This is a genomic window from Pedobacter immunditicola (assembly GCF_037482985.1).
Lineage (GTDB): Bacteria > Bacteroidota > Bacteroidia > Sphingobacteriales > Sphingobacteriaceae > Pedobacter > Pedobacter immunditicola.
Window position 1 is genome coordinate 301,611 of record NZ_JBBHKC010000001.1, and the last position, 21,268, is coordinate 322,878.

Below are 21,268 nucleotides of genomic sequence, written 5' to 3' on the forward strand. Positions count from 1 at the left end.
TAAAACAATTGTTATCAAACAAATTAAGGTATGGAAAGGACAAAACCTGACTTTAAGACGCAGGCATGCAATCAACTACTCAACGTGTTCTGGACAGTGCTCAGCTTCCTGCCCGTGTTATGGTATTGGATGGGCAGATATCCGGATGTGTTACTTTATGGATCAATTGCAATTAGTACCCTATGCGGCCTTTTGCCCTCTTCTTTCTTTGACTCTTTGCAATTGAGCAACAACCCTGATTTTTACAAAAAGTATGGTGTAAAAACGATAAAGAAAATTGTTCAAAATGGCGACTTTATCAACATGTTATTCAGAAAAAGGGATCCACATTATAAAGTGATTCAGGATGTACGTAAAATGCAGAATTACCTCAATACAATTTTAATGTATGAAAGGTATCATTTTACCTGCTTTATCTTTTTTTTGATGACCACTTTGCTGAGTTTTTTTCAACATTACTTTATGATTCCACTGCTAACCACCTTTTGCAATGTGGTCTATAATGTTTGTCCGATTTTTCTGCAGCAGTATAACAGGCTAAGAATTAACAAGGTGAATTAAGGTACATAATTTTTCACTATCCAAATTAATAAGCCAGCAACCTTCCGCAGGCAATAATCGCCGCCCAGGCCATGATAGATACTAAAGCAGATATTCTGGCTGAAAAGGGGACTTTCTCCACCTTACCTTCAACGCTTACCGATGAAGGGGATTTAAAAATATACTTGTGGAAAACCAATACATTGAGGGAAGCAATTACCAGCAAGCTCATCTTTAGCCAAAAAGTAGGGTCAACGCCAAGGCTCTTTGCATTGGTGATGAATAGCAATAATCCCGAGGGAACGACCAGGATCAAACCGCGCCTGGAGAAGGGTAATAAATACGCTGATAAACCATTAACAGGCAGGTTTTTCGAGAAACCGAGTAAACGAAGATCAAAAAAAAGCGCCCCACCTACTAGCATCACTATACCGATGATGTGTATAATCTCCAGTGCAGGATATAACCATAGTGATTGTCGGATAGTCTCCGCCCATGAAGAATCCTCCAATAAGTTTAGGAATTGCAATAGTAAAGCGGGCACAATTAACGCAGCTCGTATTTTTGATCATCCACAAAAATCCGTTCAGCACGCATTTCATTTTTCACTGTTTTATGTGGATAAGCCACTATTCTCACAGCCGTTCCTTTTTTAATCATATCCGCAGATAAACCGCGGGCTGTCATGCGGCTTGCTGGTGCCAGGTAAACTGTCCAGACCTCTTTTTTATATTTTACCTTAGCCAGGACGTGCGGATTTTCAAAGGTGGATTCGTCAATGACGGTCTTAAAATCCAAAACTTTTTTCTGATCGTAATTAGCCCAGCCATGGTGAAAGGCGGTAAATGAGACGCTAAGCAGAAACACGATTAACAGCGAGAGATTTTTTAAATAAGCCATAATCCAAATATTTAATTTGTTTGGTCCTTTTTAAATGTGATTGTTGATCCTTGTCTAAATTTAGTTAAAAGAACTGACCTTTAAAATATTAGCAAAGGTTTTTTGTAGATTTATTAATATCCCTATTGTCGTTATGCAGGTTGATAGTGTAGAAGGACATTACCGCAGTTAAATACTTTGGCCTTCGTCAGTTTAAAGCTACACTGTTGTGGAAGGTTTTTAAATAAAGGTGTGCCATTTCCCAAAGCAACCGGGTTAATGATCAGCTGGTATTCATCAATCAGGTTGTTTTCGATAAAAGCTGTGGCAAGGTCAGCGCCACCAAAAATAACGAGGTTCTTACCCGACTGTTGCTTTAATTGATTAATTTCTTCCGGATCGATGGCTGTACGCAAACTTGAATTCCATTCCAGCTCCTGAAGCGTTCTTGAGAAAACTATCTTCGGCGTTTCATTCATAAAGTGCGCTAATTCTCCCCGCGCTGATGGCCAGTAGCCAACCATGAGTTCATATGTTTTCCGGCCCAATACGATGGTGTCAACTGTTTCAAAAAAGCGTAACATATAGTCTTCCATTTCATCATCCCAGACATGCCAGTCGATATCATTCCCAGGAGCTTCGATATAGCTATCCAGAGAAAGCATCATCGATAGAATGATCTTCCTCATGGGACTAGAATTTGGTTCATTTGACGAATATGCCGCTGTGTATGAAACGTATTGAAACACATCCATTCCAACCTGGTAAATTCCCCATATCCGGGAATTTGAAAGTCAACGCAGGTAAGCGATAAATCTTTATTTGTCAAAACTTCCTTCATTTGTGAAATTCTTTTTTCCAACCCTTTCACCAGACTAGTTCTATCGATTGGCCCAGGTGAAGGCAAAACTTCAACCGGAGCACTCATTTTAATACCATAGTCAAGAAACAGCTGTTTTATACCCTGAACCTTTTCGTCCGGCGCTCTTTCTGTAGGTTTTACATTTCCGTTCATCACATTTACAGAGGCGTAAGTCTTCAGTAAATGTTCCGCAATTTGTGCCAAAGACCAGCCCCCCGTTGCAGGCGCTGCTTGAAGTCGTTCATCCCCGGTTGATGAAATGATTTCCAGCAGTTCGGCTGATACACTTGTAAATTGACTTAGAATTTCCTCTTGTTGCATACGGTTAAATTTAAAGGGTTTAATTATCAAGTTATATGCTAGCAGTCTTTTCAAATAGAGTATAGGATAATATACGAAGAATATATCAGCTTAATGTTCAAGTAAATAGATCAAAGTTACAGCCCAGCCCAGCCCAGCAGCTTTTATTTTTCTAATTTTTTTTTTGGTGTAACACCGTCGTGATGGATAACAAGGGCTTATGACTAAGTAATGGTTTAATGTGTGTGTTGAGTTTTGTTAATGAGGGATTAAGGTGATAACTTCGCATCAACATGTTACGACATACAGGAACTAAGCGTACTCCACGACACAACCTGAGGCTAGCCACCTTACTTGGGCTAACTGCCGGTTTTGTGAATGCAGCGGGTTTTCTTGGCTTTTCGGTGTTAACAACCAATGTAACCGGCCACGTGGCTCTTTTTGCAGAAAGTGTAGCATTTCAAGATTGGTCTACAGCCAGGGTGGTTGCTTTGTGGATGTTCCTTTTTTTGGCTGGTGCTTTCTGCTCCAGTTTAATTACCACCTTGATAGATAAAAACCGCAGGTTTTCCTATGGGCTTCCTATTTTAATTGAAATGGCTATCCTGATTTTTACTGCTATTTATGGCCATAAATACGATACCACCATTGTTTCTAAAGAGTTTTTTGCTGGAGGACTTCTTTTTGCCATGGGCCTGCAAAACTCACTGGTTTCTGTGATATCGGGTTCGGTGGTGCGCACAACACATCTTACAGGGACTTTTACAGACCTTGGTATTGAACTTGCCCAATTGATTAGCCGAAAAGTAAAAGCCCGGAGTGTGCTTCAATCAAAGATTCTACTCCGCCTTTTTATAATTGGCTCGTTTATGGCCGGTGCAATTCTGGGTGCGTATATTTTTTACCATTGGGAATTTCATTCATTTTTTATTCCGGTATTTATCCTGTTTTTTACCTTGCTTTATGACCTGTTCCGAATTAACGCCCAACGTTATTACCATACTGCAGCAAAAGCAGTAAAATATTCCCTTACACGGAAGAGGCTTCGTTAAAAAATAAGAGGCCTCCATCGCAGTCATTATCGCTTTATTTTCAATCACAGAAAAAATATTTTAAACCAAGCAGCATTTCGCTCTTCTCTCCCGTATACTATATAAAGCGCTGCAGCAATAAACCTTCATCAAATTGAAGGAACAAAAGGTTTAACTTAAATCATAAAACAATGAAAAGTGCAATTTATTCACTAAAAGGATATGTGTTTCCTTTTATGATGCTCCTACTCACAGTAGGATTTGTGTCTTGTAGTGATGATGACGATGATGAGCCAGCACCTACACCAACGATGGTCAATTACTCGGGAAACTTTGTGAAATCAAATGACAATGTAACCACAACAGCAACAGGTACTACAACTGCTACCTATAATACCACAACGAGGGAATTGTCTTACATTTTAACCTGGACTGGCCTGGGATCTGATCCTGTAGGCATGCACTTCCATGATGCAGGTCCGATCATTGTCCCTATTGAAAACTTCCCTGTCGCTGTTTCCGGAACATATTCTGGTAAAGCAACTTTGACTGTCGAACAGGCCAATGACCTTGCAGCGGGAAGAATCTACTCTCAAATCCATACCGTTAATTTTCCCGGAGGAGAAGTGATCGCTACCTTAACTAAAAGCGGAACTTCTGGCAATGGTGGTGGTGGCATTGATTATTAATCATTCCAGTTATTAATTAAGCCTGTCATGAAAAGATTATTCTTTATTCTGCTTGCCTTAGGGGCCTTTTATTACAGTTGTACAAAAATGGCCCCTGAGGAGGCCGGGCCTGAAGAACCCATTACATGTACCCCCGAATTTCCCGGTCAAAATGTTACCTATCACAATTATGTGAAAAATATCATCGCTCGAAATTGTACCGTTACCTGCCATAAAGGAGGCAATACCCTGGGCCCTGGTAATTTCACCACTTATGCCGGTGTGCGTGCTTACACGGGAACTTCGTTTTTCTTCAGGGTCATCACCGACCAGGCAGACATGCCTCAGGGTAAAGCACCCCTTCCTCAATCAACAAGGGATTCTCTTAATATCTGGTTGAAAAACTGTAGTCCTGAAGGTCAAGTAAATCAATAAGCTTCATAACCTGGCAAGACAAATTATGTAAAAGGAAAACTTGAGTGATGAAACCAGTATTTGCCATATTGTTCCTGTTATTGATCCCTAAAATGAGCGGTTCACAACAGGTATACACTTCTGATCAGGTGGAGTTTACTTTTTTTTCAAAAGCACCCATTGAAGATATTACTGCCCGCAGTCAAAAGGGGGTTTCTGCAATAGATGTGAAAACCCGTTCCGTTTACTTTAAAGTCAGCATCCGCAGTTTTGAATTCAAAAAAAGATTAATGCAGCAGCATTTCAACGAAAATTACATGGAAAGCAGCAAGTATCCATTTGCAGAATTTAAGGGGAACATTCTGGAGGCTGTGGATCTTTCAAAAGATGGATCTTACCTGGTTACTGTAAAAGGCGACCTGAATATTCACAACGTAACTAAAAATTATACGGTTAAAGGCCAGGTAGTCGTAGGTCAGGGTAAAATAACAGCTCATTCTAAATTTCAGGTCAAACTTGCAGATCATCAAATTAAGATACCGAGACTGGTGATCAGAAACATCGCTGAAATTGTGCAAGTGCAGGTTTCTGCAGTTTATCTACCTGTGGCTCGTCAGCAATGAGATGAGGCCATTTATACAACAATGATTAATGCGGCTCATAAACAATAGTTAATAACGCTAAAAACTTTTGAAGATGAAACTCATGCTCCTTTTTATTTTTACCTGTATTTTTTCAGCCCCTTTAAAGGCGCAGGATGATTTAAGTAAATTATTCAAAGATACAGCTGGCCGCCAAGGAAGAGTGCCTGTGATCGCCACATTCAAGTCGCCACAGATCATTAATGGTCAGTCTAATGAGACAACCCCGAAAAGTGATTTGTTATTTGTAGTGATGCATCGTTTTGGCGATGTGGGCGGATCCAATGGTGGTGTTGATAATTTTTTCGGCCTGGATAATTCTACCGATATCCTGATCGGGTTCAATTATGGAATCTCAGATAAGTTAAGCACTGGACTTGGCCGGGTTAAAGGTGCGCCAAATGGTACCGGCACTGATCAAAGACAATTGGTGTACCTGAACCTGAAATATCGTCTGTTACAACAAACTGAAGATAACTATATCCCAGTATCGCTTACTTTATTTGGAAATGCAGCAGTTTCAGTCATGGAAAAATCAGACCTGCAAACCTCAGATGCTGCTTTTACTGATTTCGGTGACCGCATGAGCTATGTTTCCCAGGTGATCATTGCCAGAAAATTCAACGACAACGTTTCTTTTGCCCTTACCCCAACTTATGTAAGACGGAATTATGTGCCCTTTATGGACAAAAATAACACCTTCGCATTAGGGGTCGGCGCCAGGGTGAAATTCACCAAAAGGATGGCTATTGTGGCTGATTATTTCCATAACTTCAGGACTGAAGAAAGCAAGGATTATTTTTTAACGCAGAAAGATTTCCGCTTTTACGACCCTTTGGGCATTGGTCTTGAAATTGAAACCGGAGGACATGTTTTTAACCTGATTTTTACAAATGCAACGGCAATCCTTGAAAATCAATATGTCCCAAATACGAGCAGTTCCTGGACTAAAGGTGAGTTCCGCTGGGGATTCAGTATCTCACGAACGTTTACCCTGTCAAAGGATAAAAAAAATGAATCTAAATGGTAAAAATTAAAACAAGTTGACATAAAATAACTTATGCTAAATAAGCACAGATCCATAATTGGTAAAGATGCCGCATAATGGAAGAGAAGCTACTGCAGCTGCTGGACGGATGTTTAAAAAACGACAGGCATAGTCAAAAATTACTCTACCAGGAGTATTATAACTTTGCCATGAGCATTTGTTTACGGTACACCAGTAACCGATACGAGGCCTCGGAGGTATTGAACGATGGTTTCTTTAAAGCTTTTACAAATCTTCAGAAATATGACCGAAGCAGGCCTTTTAGAGCATGGCTGGGTAAGATTATGCACAATGCCTCCATAGATTATTACCGTGCAAATATAAAAACAGCACTCATGGAGGACCTGGATCAAGCGGTGGGTGTAGAAACGGAAAATCCCATTGAAAACAAGTTAAGCTACGAAGATCTGTTGGCCTTGGTGCAAACCCTGCCACATTCTTACCGCGTGGTATTTAATTTATATGAAATTGATGGGTATACACATGAGGAAATTGCGGTGATGTTAGGCATCAGTACTGGAACCTCCAGATCAAATTTATGCAAGGCGAAACTTAAACTTCAGGAAATGATCAATTTTAAATCAGACAAGAAAAGAAAAGACAATTTCAGTAATCTAAAAGTTGTAGCCACTAAAAAGCCTGTTACTATTAGATTTTTCAATAAAATTCCAGGCAAAGATGAAAAGTGAGAACAATAGAAATTCGTTCAGGGATAGTTTGGATGTTGAAAAAGATCATTCAGGCTCCATGGATAACGACTGGTCGATGCTCGAACAGCGTTTGGGGCGGCATGATAACCGTCGGAAAACCATGCTGTGGACGAAAGTCTTAAGTGCAGCCGCTGCTGTGCTGTTATTGTTACTTGCCTGGTGGTTGTTCCAACCAAATGATGCCGTCAAGCCAGAACAAGAAATTGTGAAGGAAAAACCTGTGCCAGAAGAAAGTCCTGGTGAGGAGCAAGGCATTCCTGCATTGCCAGAATCACAACCTGACCAAAGGCAACAGGTAACTCCTGAAAAGCAACAGCAATATGGTTTTCAGCCAACAATTACGGATACCGAAAATAAGCATTCCGAATTTAAGCCAGCAGGCGAGGAAAACAGACTGCCGTTTGATCAAAACCCTCCTGTTATTTTAGATGCCAGCACTGCTTTTAAGTCCAACCTGGACGAAAAGCAGATCGTTATCAAACTTGATTCAGTGAAACCTGTCGCCCCACAGCTGCAGCCCGAAAAAGTAACCACAGCTAGTTTGAAGCCGCAATCGCCACAACTTACCTTAAGCGTTATTTATGCACCTGCCATCAACGGTGTAAATAACTTAAGCAATGCCAAGGTAGGCAGTGATGTCGGGTTGCTATTTACTGTTGGCTTAACAAAAAAAATAAGCGTGACTACAGGTGCCATCTATGCCAAAAAGCTTTATGAGAGTAGTTTTAACGAATATAATCCTAACTATAAGCCCAGCCTGGCTGTTGATCCTCAAAGTGTATCTGCTGATTGCAGGGTGCTGGATATTCCTTTAAATATTAATTATTCGCTCATGAATAAAGGTAAAAATAGTCTGACTATAGGCACCGGCCTGTCTTCCTACCTGATGCTTAAAGAAAACTATCGCTATGTATATTCCACTGAATATAATAATCCTCAGTATAATTATTCACTTTCCAATCGTAATAAACATTGGTTCGGGGTGATCAACGTAGAAGCCCGGTACCAGCGCCAGATCAGTCCGAAATTTGGGATTGGCCTACAACCCTATATGAAAATCCCAATAAGCGACATCGGTTACGGAAATGTGAAATTACAATCCCTTGGTATGGCTGTCAATCTCAACTGGAACATCCGCGCTTACTCAAAAAAGGATAAATAAAACCATCAGCCTTTGATAGCTCCATCACCATTAAAAAACAAATGATATAACGATATAAATACTTCTTTGTATTCCTAAACAATAATTTATATTTGTGGGGTGAACAGACTATGTCTATTTTTATTGTTCCCTCTATTTGTTTTAAACGCCACGTTTAGTGAGCTGTTAAAAATACCCAAGCTTATTTCTCATTTTCAACAACACCAGCAGCGCGATAATAGCGTGGGTTTTATTGATTTTATAAATATGCATTATTTTGACATGGACAACAATGACAATGATGAAGCCGAAGATATGCAGTTGCCTTTTAAAAATATTGAAGGCCAAACCATCATTCATTTAGCCATTCCTGCTAATGGAACAGTCCTGGCAAAAGCGCAGTCTTTTGCCGTCGAGTCCTGCAAATTACCCCTCCCAAATTATAACCATTCAAATCCTGTTAAGGGCAGTTTATTTAAACCGCCCAGAGCTTAGTATTTCTTATTTCTTTGGGTTTGCATGAAAATTTCATGTTTAGACCTGGTGATGTTATTTATTTCAAATTAGAATATTATGCTAAATAAAATTATTAGTTTTTCTGTAAAGAATAAGCTGATTGTTGGCTTGTTTGTACTTACCTTAATTGGTTGGGGATCATACGAAGTCACTAAATTACCCATAGATGCCTTGCCGGATATTACCGATAACCAGGTGCAGGTGATTACCGTATCACCATCGTTAGGCGCACCAGACATTGAGCGCCTCATTACTTTTCCCATTGAACAGGCAACCAGTAGTATCTCTGGCCTTAAACAAATCAGAAGTTTTTCAAGATTTGGCCTTTCCCTGGTTACCATAGTTTTTGATGAAGATACCGATGTGTATTGGGCGAGACAGCAAATCAGTGAGCGCCTGCAACAGGTGAAGCAGGAAATTCCTGATGGAATTGGTTCCCCACAAATGGCTCCTGTATCAACAGGCCTGGGTGAGATTTACCAGTATGTAGTCAGGCCTTTAGCGGGCTATGAAGACAAATACGATGAAACGGAACTACGTACAATCCAGGATTGGATCGTGCGGCGGCAGCTTTTGGGTACGCCGGGTGTGGCGGAAGTTTCCAGTTTTGGCGGAAAACTCAAACAATATGAGATTGCTGTAAAGCAGGAGCAATTAAAAGCGTACGGCCTTACCATCACTGATATATTCGATGCTTTAGAGCGTAACAATGAAAATACAGGTGGTGCCTATATCGATAAGGGACCTACCGTACTTTATATTCGTAGTGAAGGATTGACTAAAAGTCCGGAGGATATTGAGAAAATTGTGGTTAAAACACTTGATAATGGAATGCCGCTGTTGATGAAACACGTGGCAACCGTGCAATTTGGATCTGCCATCAGGTACGGGGCAATGACTTATAACGACAAAGGCGAAGTTGCAGGTGCGGTAGTGATGATGCTTAAGGGCGAAAACTCTTCTGAGGTAGTGAAAAGGGTAAGAGCCAAGATTGCAGAAATACAAAAAATGCTCCCCGAAGGGGTAGTTATTGAGCCCTTTCTCGACAGGACAAAAATGGTAAACAATGCCATTGACACCGTAAAAATCAATTTGCTGGAGGGAGCGCTCATCGTCATCTTTGTACTGGTTTTCTTTTTAGGGAACCTGCGTGCCGGCCTCATCGTATCTTCAGTGATTCCTTTATCCATGCTTTTTGCCATTATCTTGATGAACAAATTTGGTGTTGAGGGTAACCTGATGTCTTTAGGGGCTATTGATTTTGGTTTAATTGTAGATGGCTCTGTGATTATCGTTGAATCTATTTTACACCGTTTTTCACATTCCAAGAAATTCAAGAAGGTGGATTCCATTAATCAGGAGGAAATGGATGCTGAAGTGACCAAATCCTCAGGCTTGATGATCAAATCCGCTGCTTTCAGCCAGATCATCATTCTCATTGTTTATCTGCCTATATTAACGTTGGAGGGTATAGAAGGGAAAATGTTTAAGCCGATGGCTTTTACCATATCCTTCGCTATCCTGGGCGCATTTTTGCTTTCCCTCACTTATGTGCCAATGATGTCGGCTTTGTTCCTGAACAAAAAGATTCAACATAAAAAGAACCTTACTGATAAGCTGATGATCTGGTTGGAAAGAAAGTATCAGCCATTATTGCGCTATTTACTTGCCTTTCCAAAAACAATATTAGTGGTTACGCTGTCACTATTTGGCCTGTCGCTGTTTGTTTTAAGCAGGATGGGTGGTGAGTTTATTCCGCAGCTGGAAGAGGGGGATTTTGCCGTTGAAACCCGTCTGTTAATGGGGAGTAATCTCAATAATACCATAGAAACTACCCAGCAGGCCTCCAAAATACTCTTGGATAAGTTCCCTGAGGTGCAAAAAATTGTCACCAAAATAGGTAGTGCCGAAGTGCCTACCGATCCTATGCCTTTTGAAGCAGGGGATATGATGGTCATTTTGAAAGATAAAAAAGAGTGGACCTCTGCAGAGACCTTTCCTGAGTTGAGTGCCAAGATGACTGAAGCATTGGAAGCTGTTCCGGGGATTACTGTTGGCTTTCAGTTTCCTGTGCAAATGCGTTTTAATGAACTCATGACAGGTGCCCGACAAGATATTGTCTGCAAAATTTATGGGGAAGACCTTGATTCTCTTGCCATGTATGCCAGCCGTTTGGGCCATATTATTGGAACAGTCGATGGCGCAATTAATATTTATGAAGAGCAAGTTTCGGGAATGCCACAGGTTGTCATCAAATATAACAGGGACGGCATGGCCCAATATGGTTTGGACGTTGCCGATGTAAATCGTGTGGTCAATACCGCCTTTGCCGGTCAGATAGCCGGCCAAGTTTATGAAGGTGAAAAACGCTTTGATATGGTGGTACGGCTGGAGGAAAGTTCGCGTGAAAACTTGTCAGACATTAAAAATCTGATGATTGCCACCGATTCAGGTGCTCAAATACCACTAAGCCAGGTTGCTTCTGTGGAAGAGGTCGAGGGAGTAAATCAAATTCAGCGTGAGGATACCAAGCGGAGGATCATTGTGGGCTTTAACGTGAAAGATAGGGATGTGCAGTCCATTGTTGAGGAACTGCAGGAAAAAGCCGGGCAAAAATTGAATTTATCAAAGGGCTATACCATAGCCTATGGTGGCTCCTTCGAGAATATGACTGCTGCAACAGAGCGTTTAAGTATTGTAGTGCCCATTGCACTGTTGTTGATCTTCCTGCTTTTGTACTTTGCATTTAATTCGGTGAAGCAAGGGCTGTTGATCTATTCAGCTATCCCATTATCGGCAACCGGTGGTATTTTCGCTTTATGGATAAGAGACTTGCCCTTCAGTATTTCTGCCGGGGTTGGTTTTATTGCCCTATTTGGTGTGGCTGTGTTGAACGGGATCTTGTTAGTCAGCGAATTCAACCGCCTGAGAAGTGAAGGCTGGACTGATGTCAAACGGATTGTTGTTCATGCAACAAAATCTAAGTTACGTGCCGTACTCATGACTGCCCTGGTTCCTTCTTTAGGTTTTATCCCCATGGCCATCAGTACTGGTGCCGGTGGTGCTGTTCAAAAACCCCTGGCAACAGTGGTTATCGGCGGACTTATTATTTCTACCATGTTAACTTTATTTGTATTACCTATGCTTTATATCCTCTTTGAAAAAGGTTTCAAATATTTCCGTCCAAAAAAAGCGGTAATTGCTGGTGTCTTGTTGCTATGCTTTGGTTTTAGTAATGCCAGCGGCCAGGAGAAAATCACATTGACAGCTGCCCTGGATACTGCCGTAAAGAACAATATTTCCTTGAAGGTTGCTGAAAGTGAAACTACTTACCAAAAAGCGCTCAAGAAATCTGCGTTTGATATTGAAAAAACGGATATAGGTTATGAATATGGTAAATTCAACAGCCTGAAAAATGATAATGCGTTTTCCATCGCACAAAGTATTCAGTTTCCCGGTGTTTATTTAAAACAGAACGCCATCCATAAAACCAATATCCAGCTCAGTGAAGCGGCGCTGGAACAAAAAAGATTTGATGTTAAAACCAATGTGAAAAGGAGTTTTTACAACCTGTTGGTGTTGAAAGAAAAAGAACAGCTTCTACTGGAGGCAGATGAGATCTATACTGCATTTCTTGAAAAGTCGAAACAAAGGTTTAACCTTGGTGAAGTTGATGTCCTGGAACTCTCTATGGCAGAAAATCAGAAGCTGCAGGTAGCCTATCAGCTGGGTTTACTGAGAAAGGATTATCAATCTATCCTTAACCAGTTTAATGTCCTGTTGAACAGCCAGACTTCGTATGAGCCTTTACTTGAAAGCGCTATCTACACACCTGCCCTTGCGACAGAAAGTGATATAGAAAACAATCCGGAGCTGAAGTTCCAGGAACGGCAAATTGTACTTTCCCGTCAGCAGCATCAATTAGAAAAGAACAAGCTTTTGCCTAGCTTTAACGTGGGTTACCGTAGCGGTACAATAATTGGCTGGCAAAGTAACCAGGCAGGAACTGAACAATTCTTTGGCAGTGACGACCGATTCAATTCTGTAAACGTTGGTATCGGGATCCCGTTATTCTTTGGGGCACAAAAATCGCGGATTAAAGCAGCGAATGTGAAAATTGCACAGCAACAACAGCAGTTGAGCAATATTCGCCAACAGCTGAATGCTGCCCTGAAGGAGGCACAAAACAATTATACCCAGCAAAAAAGCCTGTTAAAATCATACCAGGAGAAGATGCTGCCCAATGCTACACAGATCATCACTACCTCTACTGAGAAACTCAATGCCGGAGAAATTGACTACTTGAACTGGGCCGTATTGGTTAATCAGGCCATCCAGATCCGCAGTGAGTATTTTAATGTGGTAGCCCAAATCAATGAATCTGCCTTCGAAATAGAACGCATTAATGCAATTAACTAGTGAATTGATGAATCAAATCATTGCTTATGATCTATTCATCACTTTAATAAAAATATGATACTATGAAAACCATCACATTGATCCTGTCAATCTCTATCCTGACAATCTCGATATTATTGTCATCCTGCAGCAGTGAAAAAGCGGATAAAACTCCTGTTCAAGAACAAACAGTAGCAGAAACCAACTTGGTACAGCTGACCCCGGTGCAAATCAAAAATGCCGGTATTGTAACTGGTAGGCCCGAAAAAAGGGAGCTCCACAATACACTTAGCGTCAATGGTGTCGTGAGTGTACCACCAGAAAATACGCATTCAATCAGCATTCCACTTGGTGGTTACGTAAAAAGCACCAGGCTTGTTCCGGGTATGATGGTCAAAAGAGGTAGTGTTTTAGGGACCATAGAAGACCAGCAGTATGTTCAGCTTCAGCGGGATTACCTGACGGCAAAGAACAACCTGAAGTTATATGAAGCTGATTTCGTCAGACAAAAGGCACTGAATCAAACCAAGGCAACAAGCGATAAGGTTTTCCAGCAAACAGAGCGTGAATTTGACAATCAAAAAATTCAGGTAAGCGCGCTGGCAGAACAATTAAGGCTGATTGGTATTCATCCCTCAGCGCTCACTGCAGGCAATATTTCCCGTACCATTAAAATTTATGCGCCTATTGATGGTTATGTAGCGAAAGTCAATGTCAATACAGGGAAATATGTAAATGGTACTGATGTCTTGTTTGAATTGATCAATCCGCAAAATCTGCAGGTCAATTTGACTGTTTTAGAAAATGATGCATCTAAACTTAAGGTAGGGCAGCAAATTATGGTCACTACGAATAAAGGTTCTGGACAAAAATACAATGCAAGGGTGAAGTTGATTACACCAAATATTGGTCAGGACCACAGTACCAGTGTATGGTGTACCTTGGAAAAACATGATCAACAGTTATTGCCCGGTACTTTTGTAACGGCTGTAATTCAATTAAGTAATGATAGTGTATTGGCTGTTCCTGATGATGCGGTTGTAAAGTGGGATAAAAAGTTCTATGTGTTCACTGACGAAGGGAGTCATAAATACAGCATGCTGCTCATCGAACCCGGTATTTTAAGTGATGGTTATACTGAAGTTAAATCTGAATTACCCGCTAAAGATATCGTGGTTAAAAACGCTTATGCACTTTTGATGAAATTGAAAAACGGGGAAGAATAAGACCCCAGGTATAGCTGTCTGATGAAGGTAAATGGGATCAGAGTAGGAGACTTAGATCCCATTCTTTTTGCCAATTAGGTATTTCGTCACAGAACAAAAGCGTATTTTATCCTTAAATCAAGTATTTTTCGTGTAAACTTTCTTTGAATCAACCTGTTTTTAATCTTTTATTAATGTGCCCATCTTAGATTGAAGAATCATGGAAATCCAGGTTAAAGATCCCTCAACAGGTGCTTTGTTAAAGCTTATAGCCAGATCAGAAAACTACAAGGGGCTCCATGGTTTCAGGATATTTCATCCTAATGGTTCCAGCTTTTTTATTTTATCCAAAAATGGCACCTGGCGTTCAGGTGATGATCATCATGTAGATGCAGACTTTCTCGTTAACATCGGACTAGCTTTAGAAGGTGAAGATTTTCACGAACAAAAAGTATAAGTTTCAGTGATGAAGAACAAGGTGATTAGTAACAAAGGGCAGGCAAAGCTATTTAAGCATCCTGCCTTAGAAAGGCTGAGTAAAACCAGGCCATGGGTAATTTATACCCTCTATGTCCCTGTTACTGTATTCCTGGTTTATTATGCTTATACAGTATATCATTACCGGCTGCTACAGATAGTCCTCATTTTCATTACTGCGATGTTCAGCTGGACGCTTACAGAATACCTTGTTCATCGTTTTCTGTTTCATTTTGAAGCAAAAAGTGATTTCGGAAAACGTTTAGTGTATATTTTTCATGAAAACCATCATGAGTTTCCAAGGGATAAAACCCGCCTGTTTATGCCGCCGCTACCAAGTGTGATCATGTCTTCCTCTGTTTTCCTGATTTTTTGTGCTACTTCTTATTTGATTTCAGGCAAGATTGGTTACGCTTTGGTGTTTTTCTCAGGATTTATTACTGGCTATCTCGTTTATGTCACAATCCATTACGCCATCCATGTTTATGCACCACCCAAGTACTTAAAGATTTTATGGAGAAACCATCACCTACATCATTATAAATATTCAGGTAAGGCCTTTGGCGTAAGTTCTATGTTTTGGGACAAAGTGTTTGGTACTCTACCTAAACAGGACCATTAAGTTTGTCGTTATCTTTTAGCGCTGCCTTTTTTGTATCATCACTAGACTTTTTCTCTTTTAATTCATCCATTATTGTTCCTTTCCAGGTGCGTATACCTGTATGGTAAGCGGTTCTGCCAATCATGTGTGCTGCGACCGGAGCCGTAAGTACTAAAAAGAAGGCTATAGCCATCGCTTTCGTAGTTACAGAAACATCAGGAAATGCAATAGCTGCGCCAGCGAGCAGAAAGCCTACCCCAAGGGTTGCAGCCTTTACCGTAACTGAAAGGCGTAAATAGAAATCTGGCATCCGGAGAATGCCTATGGAAGCAAACAAGATTGCTAATGAGCCAATTGTGCTGAAAAGAGCAATGAAAATATCCTTCATATCTTATCCTTTTTTATCTAAATAAAATGAAAATGCAATTGTTCCAAGAAAGGCGATGAGTGCCAAAATCATGGCTACATCTAAAAATATGGCCTGCCCCGAACGGATGCTAAAGGCTGTAATTAAGGCAGTGCCTACAGTGATGATTAAGTCAAGGGCTATCACCCGGTCTACAACCTCAGGTCCTTTAAACAGGCGTATAAAAATCAGTATCACCGAAATGGTGAGTATTGGGAAAATAATGTAATCAAAATATAAATCTAGTCTCATCGTAATATCTCTAATAGTCTCTTTTCAAATCCATTCTTTGTCTCCTGCATAAACGCTTCCTTACTTTTCAGGTACATGACGTGTATGTAAAGCGATTTCTTATCATCACTGATGTCCAAAATCAAGGTGCCGGGTGTCATGGAAATGATGGTTGATAAAAGGTTGATCTCTAAATCCGTTTTTGCGTCCATGGGATAGCAGACGATGCCTGGTTGGAAAAAATACTTTGGCGTAATCACATCGTAAGCCACCTCAATATTGGCCATGACCATCTTGTAAAACAAGAAAAGCAGGAAACCAATGGTTTTCGGAACGCGATAAAAATAGCGCTGATCAGTTTCGTTCCTGTTCATTATCCACAGGACAAAAAAACCTAACATAAAGCCAAAGAGGAAGTTAGAGTAATACATGGAACCTGTTAGTGCAACCCAAATAAAGGATAGCAGTAAGTTCATCAAAAAATGTTTAATCATAACTAATCAATTATTTATTTACGCCTAATACGGCCTTGATATAAGGTGTTGTGTCTAACATTTCGTTGGTAATCCTGTCTGCCACCTGGATAATAAATTCTGCATTTAAGCCGATAAATAAGGAAGTGCCGGCCAATATGCCAATAGGCAACACTAATACTACTTTATTGAAGGTGCTCAGCGGTTTAAAACTATCAACGATCTCGTCATCTTGAACAGCGTCTTTCCAAAAAACTTCAGACCATAATTTCGAAATAACATACAAGGTTATAAAGCTTCCTATAATTAAACTGGCGATATAAAAATAACTTGAACTGTCAAATGCAGCCTCCATTAAATAAATCTTTGGCCAGAAGCCGGAGAGTGGAGGAATACCTGCCAGTGAAAACAATACTATCGCTATTAAGAACGAAATCTTGGGATATTCCGCATACAGGCCACCTAATTTTGGCATATTCATCGTTCCCCTTAATTGCCTGATCAACCCTGCAATTAAAAATAAGTTTGTCTTCACAATGATATCATGGATCAGGTAAAAAACAGCACCCAATAAAGCGAGTTTAGTGTATAAGCCTAAACCACCGATGATAAAACCGATATGACAAACAATTAAATAAGAAAATAACCTTCTGATGTTGTTTTTAATGATGGCACCAAAAGCACCCGTGAGGATGGTCATGATACCCATGACAATAAAAACGGTTTTTATAAATTCATTAGGTTCAAACATCAAGGTAAATACCCTGAATAAGGCATACAAACCAACTTTAGTAAGTAACCCGCCAAATGTTGCTGCAACAGCTGAAGGTGGCGTATGGTAGGAGGATGGAAGCCAGAAATATAAAGGGAAAACCGCAGATTTGATCCCGAATCCAATCAGGAAAAACAGGGAAGTTAAATTAACGATCGACTGGTCAGCAACCTTCGGTATTTTCAAAGCAAGATCAGCCATATTCAATGTGCCGGTAATCCCGTACAAAATTCCAATTCCTGTCAGAAAGAAAGTGGAGGCCAGGATATTCATGGCCATGTACTTTACCGCTCCCTCCAGCTGCGCTTTACGGCCGCCCAACGTTAAAAGTACAAAAGAAGCAATGATCACCACCTCAAACCAGACATATAAGTTGAAGATATCGCCTGTTAAAAAAGCACCGTTTAACCCCATGATCAGGAGATGAAAAATAGGAAAATACCCGTAAAGCATTCTGGCTCTCCCAACACCACGGGCAGAAAATATAGATACGGCCAATGCTGCAATGGAAGTTAACAGAACCATGGATGTGCTGAACAAGTCGGCAACGAACACGATTCCAAATGGAGCGTCCCAATTACCCGCATTCATGGTCAGGATGCCACCGTTATATACTTTGGTAAATAAGTCAACTGAAAACAGGAAGGCTAAAAAGCAGCCGATGACACTTAAAATCCGTTGTGTTACCGTTTTCCTCCAACAGGCAAGTTGTATAATCGCAGTGAATAAATGAATTAATACTGTCGTAATAATTTGGTTGTCAATCATAAGTCTTCTTCTTCCGGCGTATTTAAATCATCTAAATCATCTGAACCAATCAGGGCATATACACGTTTTAATAAAACAATCGCGAAAGATGTAAAAGCAAAACTGATTACAATAGCCGTTAAGATTAAAGCCTGAGGCACGGGGTCTGCATAGATATCCTGAAACACCTTAAAGCTCTCTTCAATAATGGGTGGTTTACCCTTAACGATGTTCCCTAATAAAAAAATTAAAATATTGGTGGCATTCCCGAGGAGCATGATTCCCAACAGTAAACGCACCATACTTCTTCTCAATATTAAATATACTCCGGCAGCATATAAAACACCAATCATGAAGACTAATAAAAGTTCCATACTAATGTGTATATAAGGAAATCGTGAATAAAATAGTTAATACGACGCCAATAACAACGAGGTAAACCCCGATGTCAAAAAATAGCGCCGAGCCGATCATCCCGATCACTGGAATGGGTTGATCGAGCCATAATCCTGTCATTACAGGTAAGCCAAACATTACTGGCATAAACATGCTTAAGGTAGCAATAGCCAGGCCTACAGGTATTAACGCCAGCGGATTGTAGCGAAGCACTTTCATGGTTTTATCGGTGCCATAAGCAAAGCTGTGCAATACAAATGCAATAGATGCAACCAGGCCGCCTACAAATCCACCACCGGGATAGTAATGCCCGCGGAGGAGCAGGAAAAATGAAAATAACAATAATATAGGCAGCAGGTACATGGCTGCGGTTTGTAAAATGGTGCTTCTCATGGTTATTCTTTTTCTGAAGCTTTTAACCTCAATTTTATTAAACTATAGACGCCTAGCGCTGCAATGCTCAAAACAACAATTTCAAACATAGTATCAATACCCCTGAAGTCAACCAAAATAACGTTGACTACATTTTTCCCTTTAGCGAGTGTATAAGCAAACTTGCCATAGAACTCACTGATCGCTATATCTGTTGGAACCTGTAATACTTTGATGGCGATTAACGACAAGATCGTTCCGAAAGCGACGGCAACAAACGAATCCCTGATTTTCGCTATTTTGTCTCCCTTGAAATTGATAAAGGAGGGGAGATTGAAGAGTACAAAAACAAACAAGACCACGGTGAGGGTGTCAATGGAAAACTGTGTCATGGCCAGATCTGGGGCACTGTAATACACAAAAATCAAACAAATGGCATAACCGATCACGCTTGTCCCAACCACAGCCGATAGCCTTGAAGAGGTACTTATGGTTAAATATACTGCTCCTGTGAGGATCAATACGATCACTGCTTCATACACACTGATTGGCGATAGTTTACCATAATCAATATAAATGGGTCCGCCTTTAACCAGTTCATAGGCTAATAATAACTCTGCGAAAATAATTATTTTCAGGAGGTAGGACCTTAGAAACCCATTATGCATCACATCTGTATACCATGTGGATAACTGAACAATTGCGCCAGATAATTTCGTGTAAAGCGTTTCCGGAGCCATAAAGTCGAGCCGCCCAAGCAAGGTCAGCTTTTTAGCGTTAGGGTGATTCATCAGGTAAATAATGATCCCCACACCGAGGGTAACCAGACTTAAAATCAATACCGTATTGAAACCATGCCATATTTTAAGATGCATCGCTACCACCTGGCCATATACCACATTTACGGTTGGTGAAATGATGGCCTCACCAACTATTCCAGGGAAAATTCCAAATACGAAGCCAAGTAAGGCTAAAATCAGCGGCGGTATCCACATGGATTTATAAGGTAAATGAACCTTTTCATGGGCCGGGTTTATTTTCCCGGTAAAGGGTTTAATACCAGCAAGGAAGCCGGCAGCTACTAAGCCAATGTTTGTAACTACTGCAGCTATCGTTAAATATAGCGCCAGGTTTTGCTCGGCATTTAAGGTAGCTTCATAAATAAGGTCTTTTCCAATAAAGCCAAATGACAAAGGCAGGCCGGCACTAGATAAGGCGGCTAATAACCCGGCAATAGATACGGGTAACAATACCTTTCTTAAGCCGGAGAGTTTAGTGATATCACGCGTTCCGGTTTCATGATCAATGATCCCGGCGACTAAAAACAAAGTGGCTTTATATAAGGCATGAACGACAATGAAAGTACTTGCTGCAATTAAAGCTTCCTTAGTGCCCATGCCAATCAGAAATGTTAAAATACCCAAGGCTGAAATGGTAGAATAAGCTAATATACCCTTCAGATCAGTTCTAAATAAAGAATGGAAGGCAGCATATAACATGGTAAAACCGCCTACAATCATCAATGTGTAGGTCCAGCCTGGTGTATCCCCCAAAATTGGTGTGAAACGCAGCAGCAAGAAAATCCCAGCTTTTACCATGGTTGCCGAATGAAGGTATGCTGATACGGGGGTAGGGGCCTTCATTGCACCTGGCAGCCAGAAATGAAACGGAAATTGTGCAGACTTGGTAAAGGCGCCAATAAACACTAATCCAATGACTACAGGATACAGTTCATGGTTTTTGATAAGATCTGCAGAACCGGTCAGTTCCTGAATGGAGTAAGTCCCAGCAATCTGACTCATCAAAATTAATCCAGCCATCAGGAAAAACCCACCCACCCCGGTAATACTCAATGCGGTGATGGCGCTTTTTCTTGAATCAGCGTTGCTGTTGTTAAAACCGATTAGGAAAAATGAGCTGATACTGGTAAGTTCCCAAAAGACAAAGAGGAGCAAGACATTATCTGAGAGCACAATACCCAGCATGGCCGACATGAACAGGCATAAGTAGCCATAAAAACGATCTATGTATTGATGCCCCTTTAAATACGAACTTGCATAAATGAAAATAAACGAACCAATTCCAGTGATTAAGAGGCTAAATAATAAGGAAAGGCCATCCAGCCTGAAATCGAAATTAATTTTCAATGAAGGTACCCATTTCACATGTTCGTAAAGGATCTGTCCATTACTAACCGCGGGGATATAGCTTGCAAAAAATATAAATAAAACAATAGGTAATATCGCGAGAACAGCACTCCATTTAGACCGAAAAAATTTACCAAATGGAATTAAAAGGCTCGATGTTATTAATCCTGATAGTACAGTAAATAGCATTTAGTCTTGTTAAGTTTGTAAAATGAATCGGTTCAAATTAGCGAAAAAACACTAAAATCTGGGTGTATTCACGCTAAAAAGATTAAAAAGTTACATTTTAGGTA

The 21,268-nt window shown here is 40.5% G+C and carries 24 protein-coding genes; 13 read left to right on the forward strand and 11 right to left on the reverse strand.

The genetic code is table 11. The features are described 5' to 3' along the window. Positions 1 to 30 precede the first annotated feature (30 nt). Positions 31 to 561, forward strand: a complete 531-nt coding sequence (locus tag WG905_RS01265) for a glycosyl-4,4'-diaponeurosporenoate acyltransferase CrtO family protein (RefSeq protein WP_339589873.1) — start codon at positions 31 to 33, stop codon at positions 559 to 561. 25 nt (positions 562 to 586) lie between these two features. On the opposite strand, the gene WG905_RS01270 is transcribed toward WG905_RS01265, so the two are convergent. The 4 genes from WG905_RS01270 to WG905_RS01285 form a co-directional block, all read right to left on the reverse strand. After that, positions 587 to 1,084, reverse strand: a complete 498-nt coding sequence (locus WG905_RS01270; protein ID WP_339589874.1) for a DUF6644 family protein — start codon at positions 1,082 to 1,084, stop codon at positions 587 to 589. A 2-nt stretch (positions 1,085 to 1,086) separates the two neighbouring features. After that, the gene (locus WG905_RS01275; protein ID WP_339589875.1) at positions 1,087 to 1,440 is read right to left on the reverse strand and encodes a DUF6152 family protein; all 354 of its coding nucleotides are present in this window, start codon (positions 1,438 to 1,440) and stop codon (positions 1,087 to 1,089) included. Positions 1,441 to 1,571: 131 nt separating this feature from the next. Then, positions 1,572 to 2,108: a dihydrofolate reductase family protein gene (locus tag WG905_RS01280; RefSeq protein ID WP_339589876.1), complete on the reverse strand. Its 537-nt coding sequence runs from the start codon at positions 2,106 to 2,108 to the stop codon at positions 1,572 to 1,574. Beyond that, positions 2,105 to 2,602, reverse strand: coding sequence for a DinB family protein (locus WG905_RS01285; RefSeq protein ID WP_339589877.1), 498 nt, complete (start codon positions 2,600 to 2,602; stop codon positions 2,105 to 2,107). Before WG905_RS01285 ends, WG905_RS01280 begins: the two co-directional genes overlap by 4 nt. A 272-nt stretch (positions 2,603 to 2,874) precedes the next feature. On the opposite strand from WG905_RS01285, the gene WG905_RS01290 reads away from it, so the two are divergent. From WG905_RS01290 to WG905_RS01345, 12 genes are all read left to right on the forward strand, one after another. Then, entirely contained in the window at positions 2,875 to 3,633 is a 759-nt protein-coding gene (locus WG905_RS01290; RefSeq protein ID WP_339589878.1) for a YoaK family protein, read from the forward strand. A 170-nt stretch (positions 3,634 to 3,803) separates the two neighbouring features. Then, on the forward strand, positions 3,804 to 4,301 hold the full coding sequence (locus tag WG905_RS01295; protein ID WP_339589879.1) for a CHRD domain-containing protein: 498 nt from the start codon (positions 3,804 to 3,806) through the stop codon (positions 4,299 to 4,301). A 27-nt stretch (positions 4,302 to 4,328) separates the two neighbouring features. After that, the gene (locus tag WG905_RS01300) at positions 4,329 to 4,715 is read left to right on the forward strand and encodes a hypothetical protein (RefSeq protein ID WP_339589880.1); all 387 of its coding nucleotides are present in this window, start codon (positions 4,329 to 4,331) and stop codon (positions 4,713 to 4,715) included. A 47-nt stretch (positions 4,716 to 4,762) separates the two neighbouring features. Beyond that, positions 4,763 to 5,317, forward strand: coding sequence for a YceI family protein (locus WG905_RS01305; RefSeq protein ID WP_339589881.1), 555 nt, complete (start codon positions 4,763 to 4,765; stop codon positions 5,315 to 5,317). A gap of 73 nt (positions 5,318 to 5,390) precedes the next feature. Continuing rightward, positions 5,391 to 6,365 carry a DUF5777 family beta-barrel protein gene (locus WG905_RS01310; protein WP_339589882.1) on the forward strand — a complete coding sequence of 325 codons (975 nt, stop codon included), beginning with the start codon at positions 5,391 to 5,393 and terminating at the stop codon, positions 6,363 to 6,365. A 74-nt stretch (positions 6,366 to 6,439) separates the two neighbouring features. Then, positions 6,440 to 7,072 (forward strand): RNA polymerase sigma factor, encoded by a 633-nt coding sequence (locus WG905_RS01315; protein ID WP_339589883.1) that lies wholly within the window; start codon positions 6,440 to 6,442, stop codon positions 7,070 to 7,072. Continuing rightward, on the forward strand, positions 7,062 to 8,255 hold the full coding sequence (locus WG905_RS01320; protein WP_339589884.1) for a hypothetical protein: 1,194 nt from the start codon (positions 7,062 to 7,064) through the stop codon (positions 8,253 to 8,255). Before WG905_RS01315 ends, WG905_RS01320 begins: the two co-directional genes overlap by 11 nt. Before the next feature lie 246 nt (positions 8,256 to 8,501). Beyond that, positions 8,502 to 8,729, forward strand: coding sequence for a hypothetical protein (locus tag WG905_RS01325; RefSeq protein ID WP_339589885.1), 228 nt, complete (start codon positions 8,502 to 8,504; stop codon positions 8,727 to 8,729). 78 nt (positions 8,730 to 8,807) lie between these two features. Beyond that, positions 8,808 to 13,169 carry a CusA/CzcA family heavy metal efflux RND transporter gene (locus WG905_RS01330; RefSeq protein ID WP_339589886.1) on the forward strand — a complete coding sequence of 1,454 codons (4,362 nt, stop codon included), beginning with the start codon at positions 8,808 to 8,810 and terminating at the stop codon, positions 13,167 to 13,169. Between the two features lie 62 nt (positions 13,170 to 13,231). Next, complete coding sequence (locus WG905_RS01335; RefSeq protein WP_339589887.1) at positions 13,232 to 14,374, forward strand: efflux RND transporter periplasmic adaptor subunit; 1,143 nt, start codon at positions 13,232 to 13,234, stop codon at positions 14,372 to 14,374. Positions 14,375 to 14,573: 199 nt separating this feature from the next. Next, complete coding sequence (locus WG905_RS01340) at positions 14,574 to 14,810, forward strand: hypothetical protein (RefSeq protein ID WP_339589888.1); 237 nt, start codon at positions 14,574 to 14,576, stop codon at positions 14,808 to 14,810. Between the two features lie 9 nt (positions 14,811 to 14,819). Further along, positions 14,820 to 15,452 (forward strand): sterol desaturase family protein, encoded by a 633-nt coding sequence (locus WG905_RS01345; protein ID WP_339589889.1) that lies wholly within the window; start codon positions 14,820 to 14,822, stop codon positions 15,450 to 15,452. Here WG905_RS01345 and mnhG read toward each other — a convergent pair. The 7 genes from mnhG to WG905_RS01380 are packed head-to-tail and all read right to left on the reverse strand — an operon-like array spanning position 15,436 to position 21,164. Further along, positions 15,436 to 15,819: a monovalent cation/H(+) antiporter subunit G gene (gene mnhG / locus WG905_RS01350; protein ID WP_339589890.1), complete on the reverse strand. Its 384-nt coding sequence runs from the start codon at positions 15,817 to 15,819 to the stop codon at positions 15,436 to 15,438. The genes WG905_RS01345 and mnhG overlap by 17 nt on opposite strands. Before the next feature lie 3 nt (positions 15,820 to 15,822). Further along, positions 15,823 to 16,089, reverse strand: coding sequence for a monovalent cation/H+ antiporter complex subunit F (locus WG905_RS01355; RefSeq protein ID WP_339589891.1), 267 nt, complete (start codon positions 16,087 to 16,089; stop codon positions 15,823 to 15,825). Continuing rightward, entirely contained in the window at positions 16,086 to 16,544 is a 459-nt protein-coding gene (locus WG905_RS01360) for a Na+/H+ antiporter subunit E (protein ID WP_339589892.1), read from the reverse strand. Before WG905_RS01360 ends, WG905_RS01355 begins: the two co-directional genes overlap by 4 nt. Positions 16,545 to 16,572: 28 nt before the next feature. Next, positions 16,573 to 18,081 (reverse strand): proton-conducting transporter transmembrane domain-containing protein, encoded by a 1,509-nt coding sequence (locus WG905_RS01365; RefSeq protein ID WP_339589893.1) that lies wholly within the window; start codon positions 18,079 to 18,081, stop codon positions 16,573 to 16,575. After that, on the reverse strand, positions 18,078 to 18,434 hold the full coding sequence (locus tag WG905_RS01370; protein ID WP_339589894.1) for a Na+/H+ antiporter subunit C: 357 nt from the start codon (positions 18,432 to 18,434) through the stop codon (positions 18,078 to 18,080). The genes WG905_RS01365 and WG905_RS01370 overlap by 4 nt, the downstream gene beginning before the upstream one ends. A 1-nt stretch (position 18,435) precedes the next feature. Continuing rightward, entirely contained in the window at positions 18,436 to 18,849 is a 414-nt protein-coding gene (locus WG905_RS01375) for a Na+/H+ antiporter subunit B (RefSeq protein WP_339589895.1), read from the reverse strand. A 2-nt stretch (positions 18,850 to 18,851) separates the two neighbouring features. After that, positions 18,852 to 21,164 carry a putative monovalent cation/H+ antiporter subunit A gene (locus tag WG905_RS01380; protein WP_339589896.1) on the reverse strand — a complete coding sequence of 771 codons (2,313 nt, stop codon included), beginning with the start codon at positions 21,162 to 21,164 and terminating at the stop codon, positions 18,852 to 18,854. Positions 21,165 to 21,268 lie beyond the last annotated feature (104 nt).

Excerpts from the sequence above, each read along its gene's own strand:
- WG905_RS01265 (WP_339589873.1), top strand. The coding sequence starts at position 31 with ATGGAAAGGACAAAACCTGACTTTAAGACGCAGGCATGCAATCAACTA.
- WG905_RS01275 (WP_339589875.1), bottom strand. The coding sequence starts at position 1,440 with ATGGCTTATTTAAAAAATCTCTCGCTGTTAATCGTGTTTCTGCTTAGC.
- WG905_RS01280 (WP_339589876.1), bottom strand. The coding sequence starts at position 2,108 with ATGAGGAAGATCATTCTATCGATGATGCTTTCTCTGGATAGCTATATC.
- WG905_RS01285 (WP_339589877.1), bottom strand. The coding sequence starts at position 2,602 with ATGCAACAAGAGGAAATTCTAAGTCAATTTACAAGTGTATCAGCCGAA.
- WG905_RS01290 (WP_339589878.1), top strand. The coding sequence starts at position 2,875 with ATGTTACGACATACAGGAACTAAGCGTACTCCACGACACAACCTGAGG.
- WG905_RS01295 (WP_339589879.1), top strand. The coding sequence starts at position 3,804 with ATGAAAAGTGCAATTTATTCACTAAAAGGATATGTGTTTCCTTTTATG.
- WG905_RS01300 (WP_339589880.1), top strand. The coding sequence starts at position 4,329 with ATGAAAAGATTATTCTTTATTCTGCTTGCCTTAGGGGCCTTTTATTAC.
- WG905_RS01305 (WP_339589881.1), top strand. The coding sequence starts at position 4,763 with ATGAAACCAGTATTTGCCATATTGTTCCTGTTATTGATCCCTAAAATG.
- WG905_RS01310 (WP_339589882.1), top strand. The coding sequence starts at position 5,391 with ATGAAACTCATGCTCCTTTTTATTTTTACCTGTATTTTTTCAGCCCCT.
- WG905_RS01315 (WP_339589883.1), top strand. The coding sequence starts at position 6,440 with ATGGAAGAGAAGCTACTGCAGCTGCTGGACGGATGTTTAAAAAACGAC.
- WG905_RS01320 (WP_339589884.1), top strand. The coding sequence starts at position 7,062 with ATGAAAAGTGAGAACAATAGAAATTCGTTCAGGGATAGTTTGGATGTT.
- WG905_RS01325 (WP_339589885.1), top strand. The coding sequence starts at position 8,502 with ATGCATTATTTTGACATGGACAACAATGACAATGATGAAGCCGAAGAT.
- WG905_RS01330 (WP_339589886.1), top strand. The coding sequence starts at position 8,808 with ATGCTAAATAAAATTATTAGTTTTTCTGTAAAGAATAAGCTGATTGTT.
- WG905_RS01335 (WP_339589887.1), top strand. The coding sequence starts at position 13,232 with ATGAAAACCATCACATTGATCCTGTCAATCTCTATCCTGACAATCTCG.
- WG905_RS01340 (WP_339589888.1), top strand. The coding sequence starts at position 14,574 with ATGGAAATCCAGGTTAAAGATCCCTCAACAGGTGCTTTGTTAAAGCTT.
- WG905_RS01345 (WP_339589889.1), top strand. The coding sequence starts at position 14,820 with ATGAAGAACAAGGTGATTAGTAACAAAGGGCAGGCAAAGCTATTTAAG.
- mnhG (WP_339589890.1), bottom strand. The coding sequence starts at position 15,819 with ATGAAGGATATTTTCATTGCTCTTTTCAGCACAATTGGCTCATTAGCA.
- WG905_RS01355 (WP_339589891.1), bottom strand. The coding sequence starts at position 16,089 with ATGAGACTAGATTTATATTTTGATTACATTATTTTCCCAATACTCACC.
- WG905_RS01360 (WP_339589892.1), bottom strand. The coding sequence starts at position 16,544 with ATGAACTTACTGCTATCCTTTATTTGGGTTGCACTAACAGGTTCCATG.
- WG905_RS01365 (WP_339589893.1), bottom strand. The coding sequence starts at position 18,081 with ATGATTGACAACCAAATTATTACGACAGTATTAATTCATTTATTCACT.
- WG905_RS01370 (WP_339589894.1), bottom strand. The coding sequence starts at position 18,434 with ATGGAACTTTTATTAGTCTTCATGATTGGTGTTTTATATGCTGCCGGA.
- WG905_RS01375 (WP_339589895.1), bottom strand. The coding sequence starts at position 18,849 with ATGAGAAGCACCATTTTACAAACCGCAGCCATGTACCTGCTGCCTATA.
- WG905_RS01380 (WP_339589896.1), bottom strand. The coding sequence starts at position 21,164 with ATGCTATTTACTGTACTATCAGGATTAATAACATCGAGCCTTTTAATT.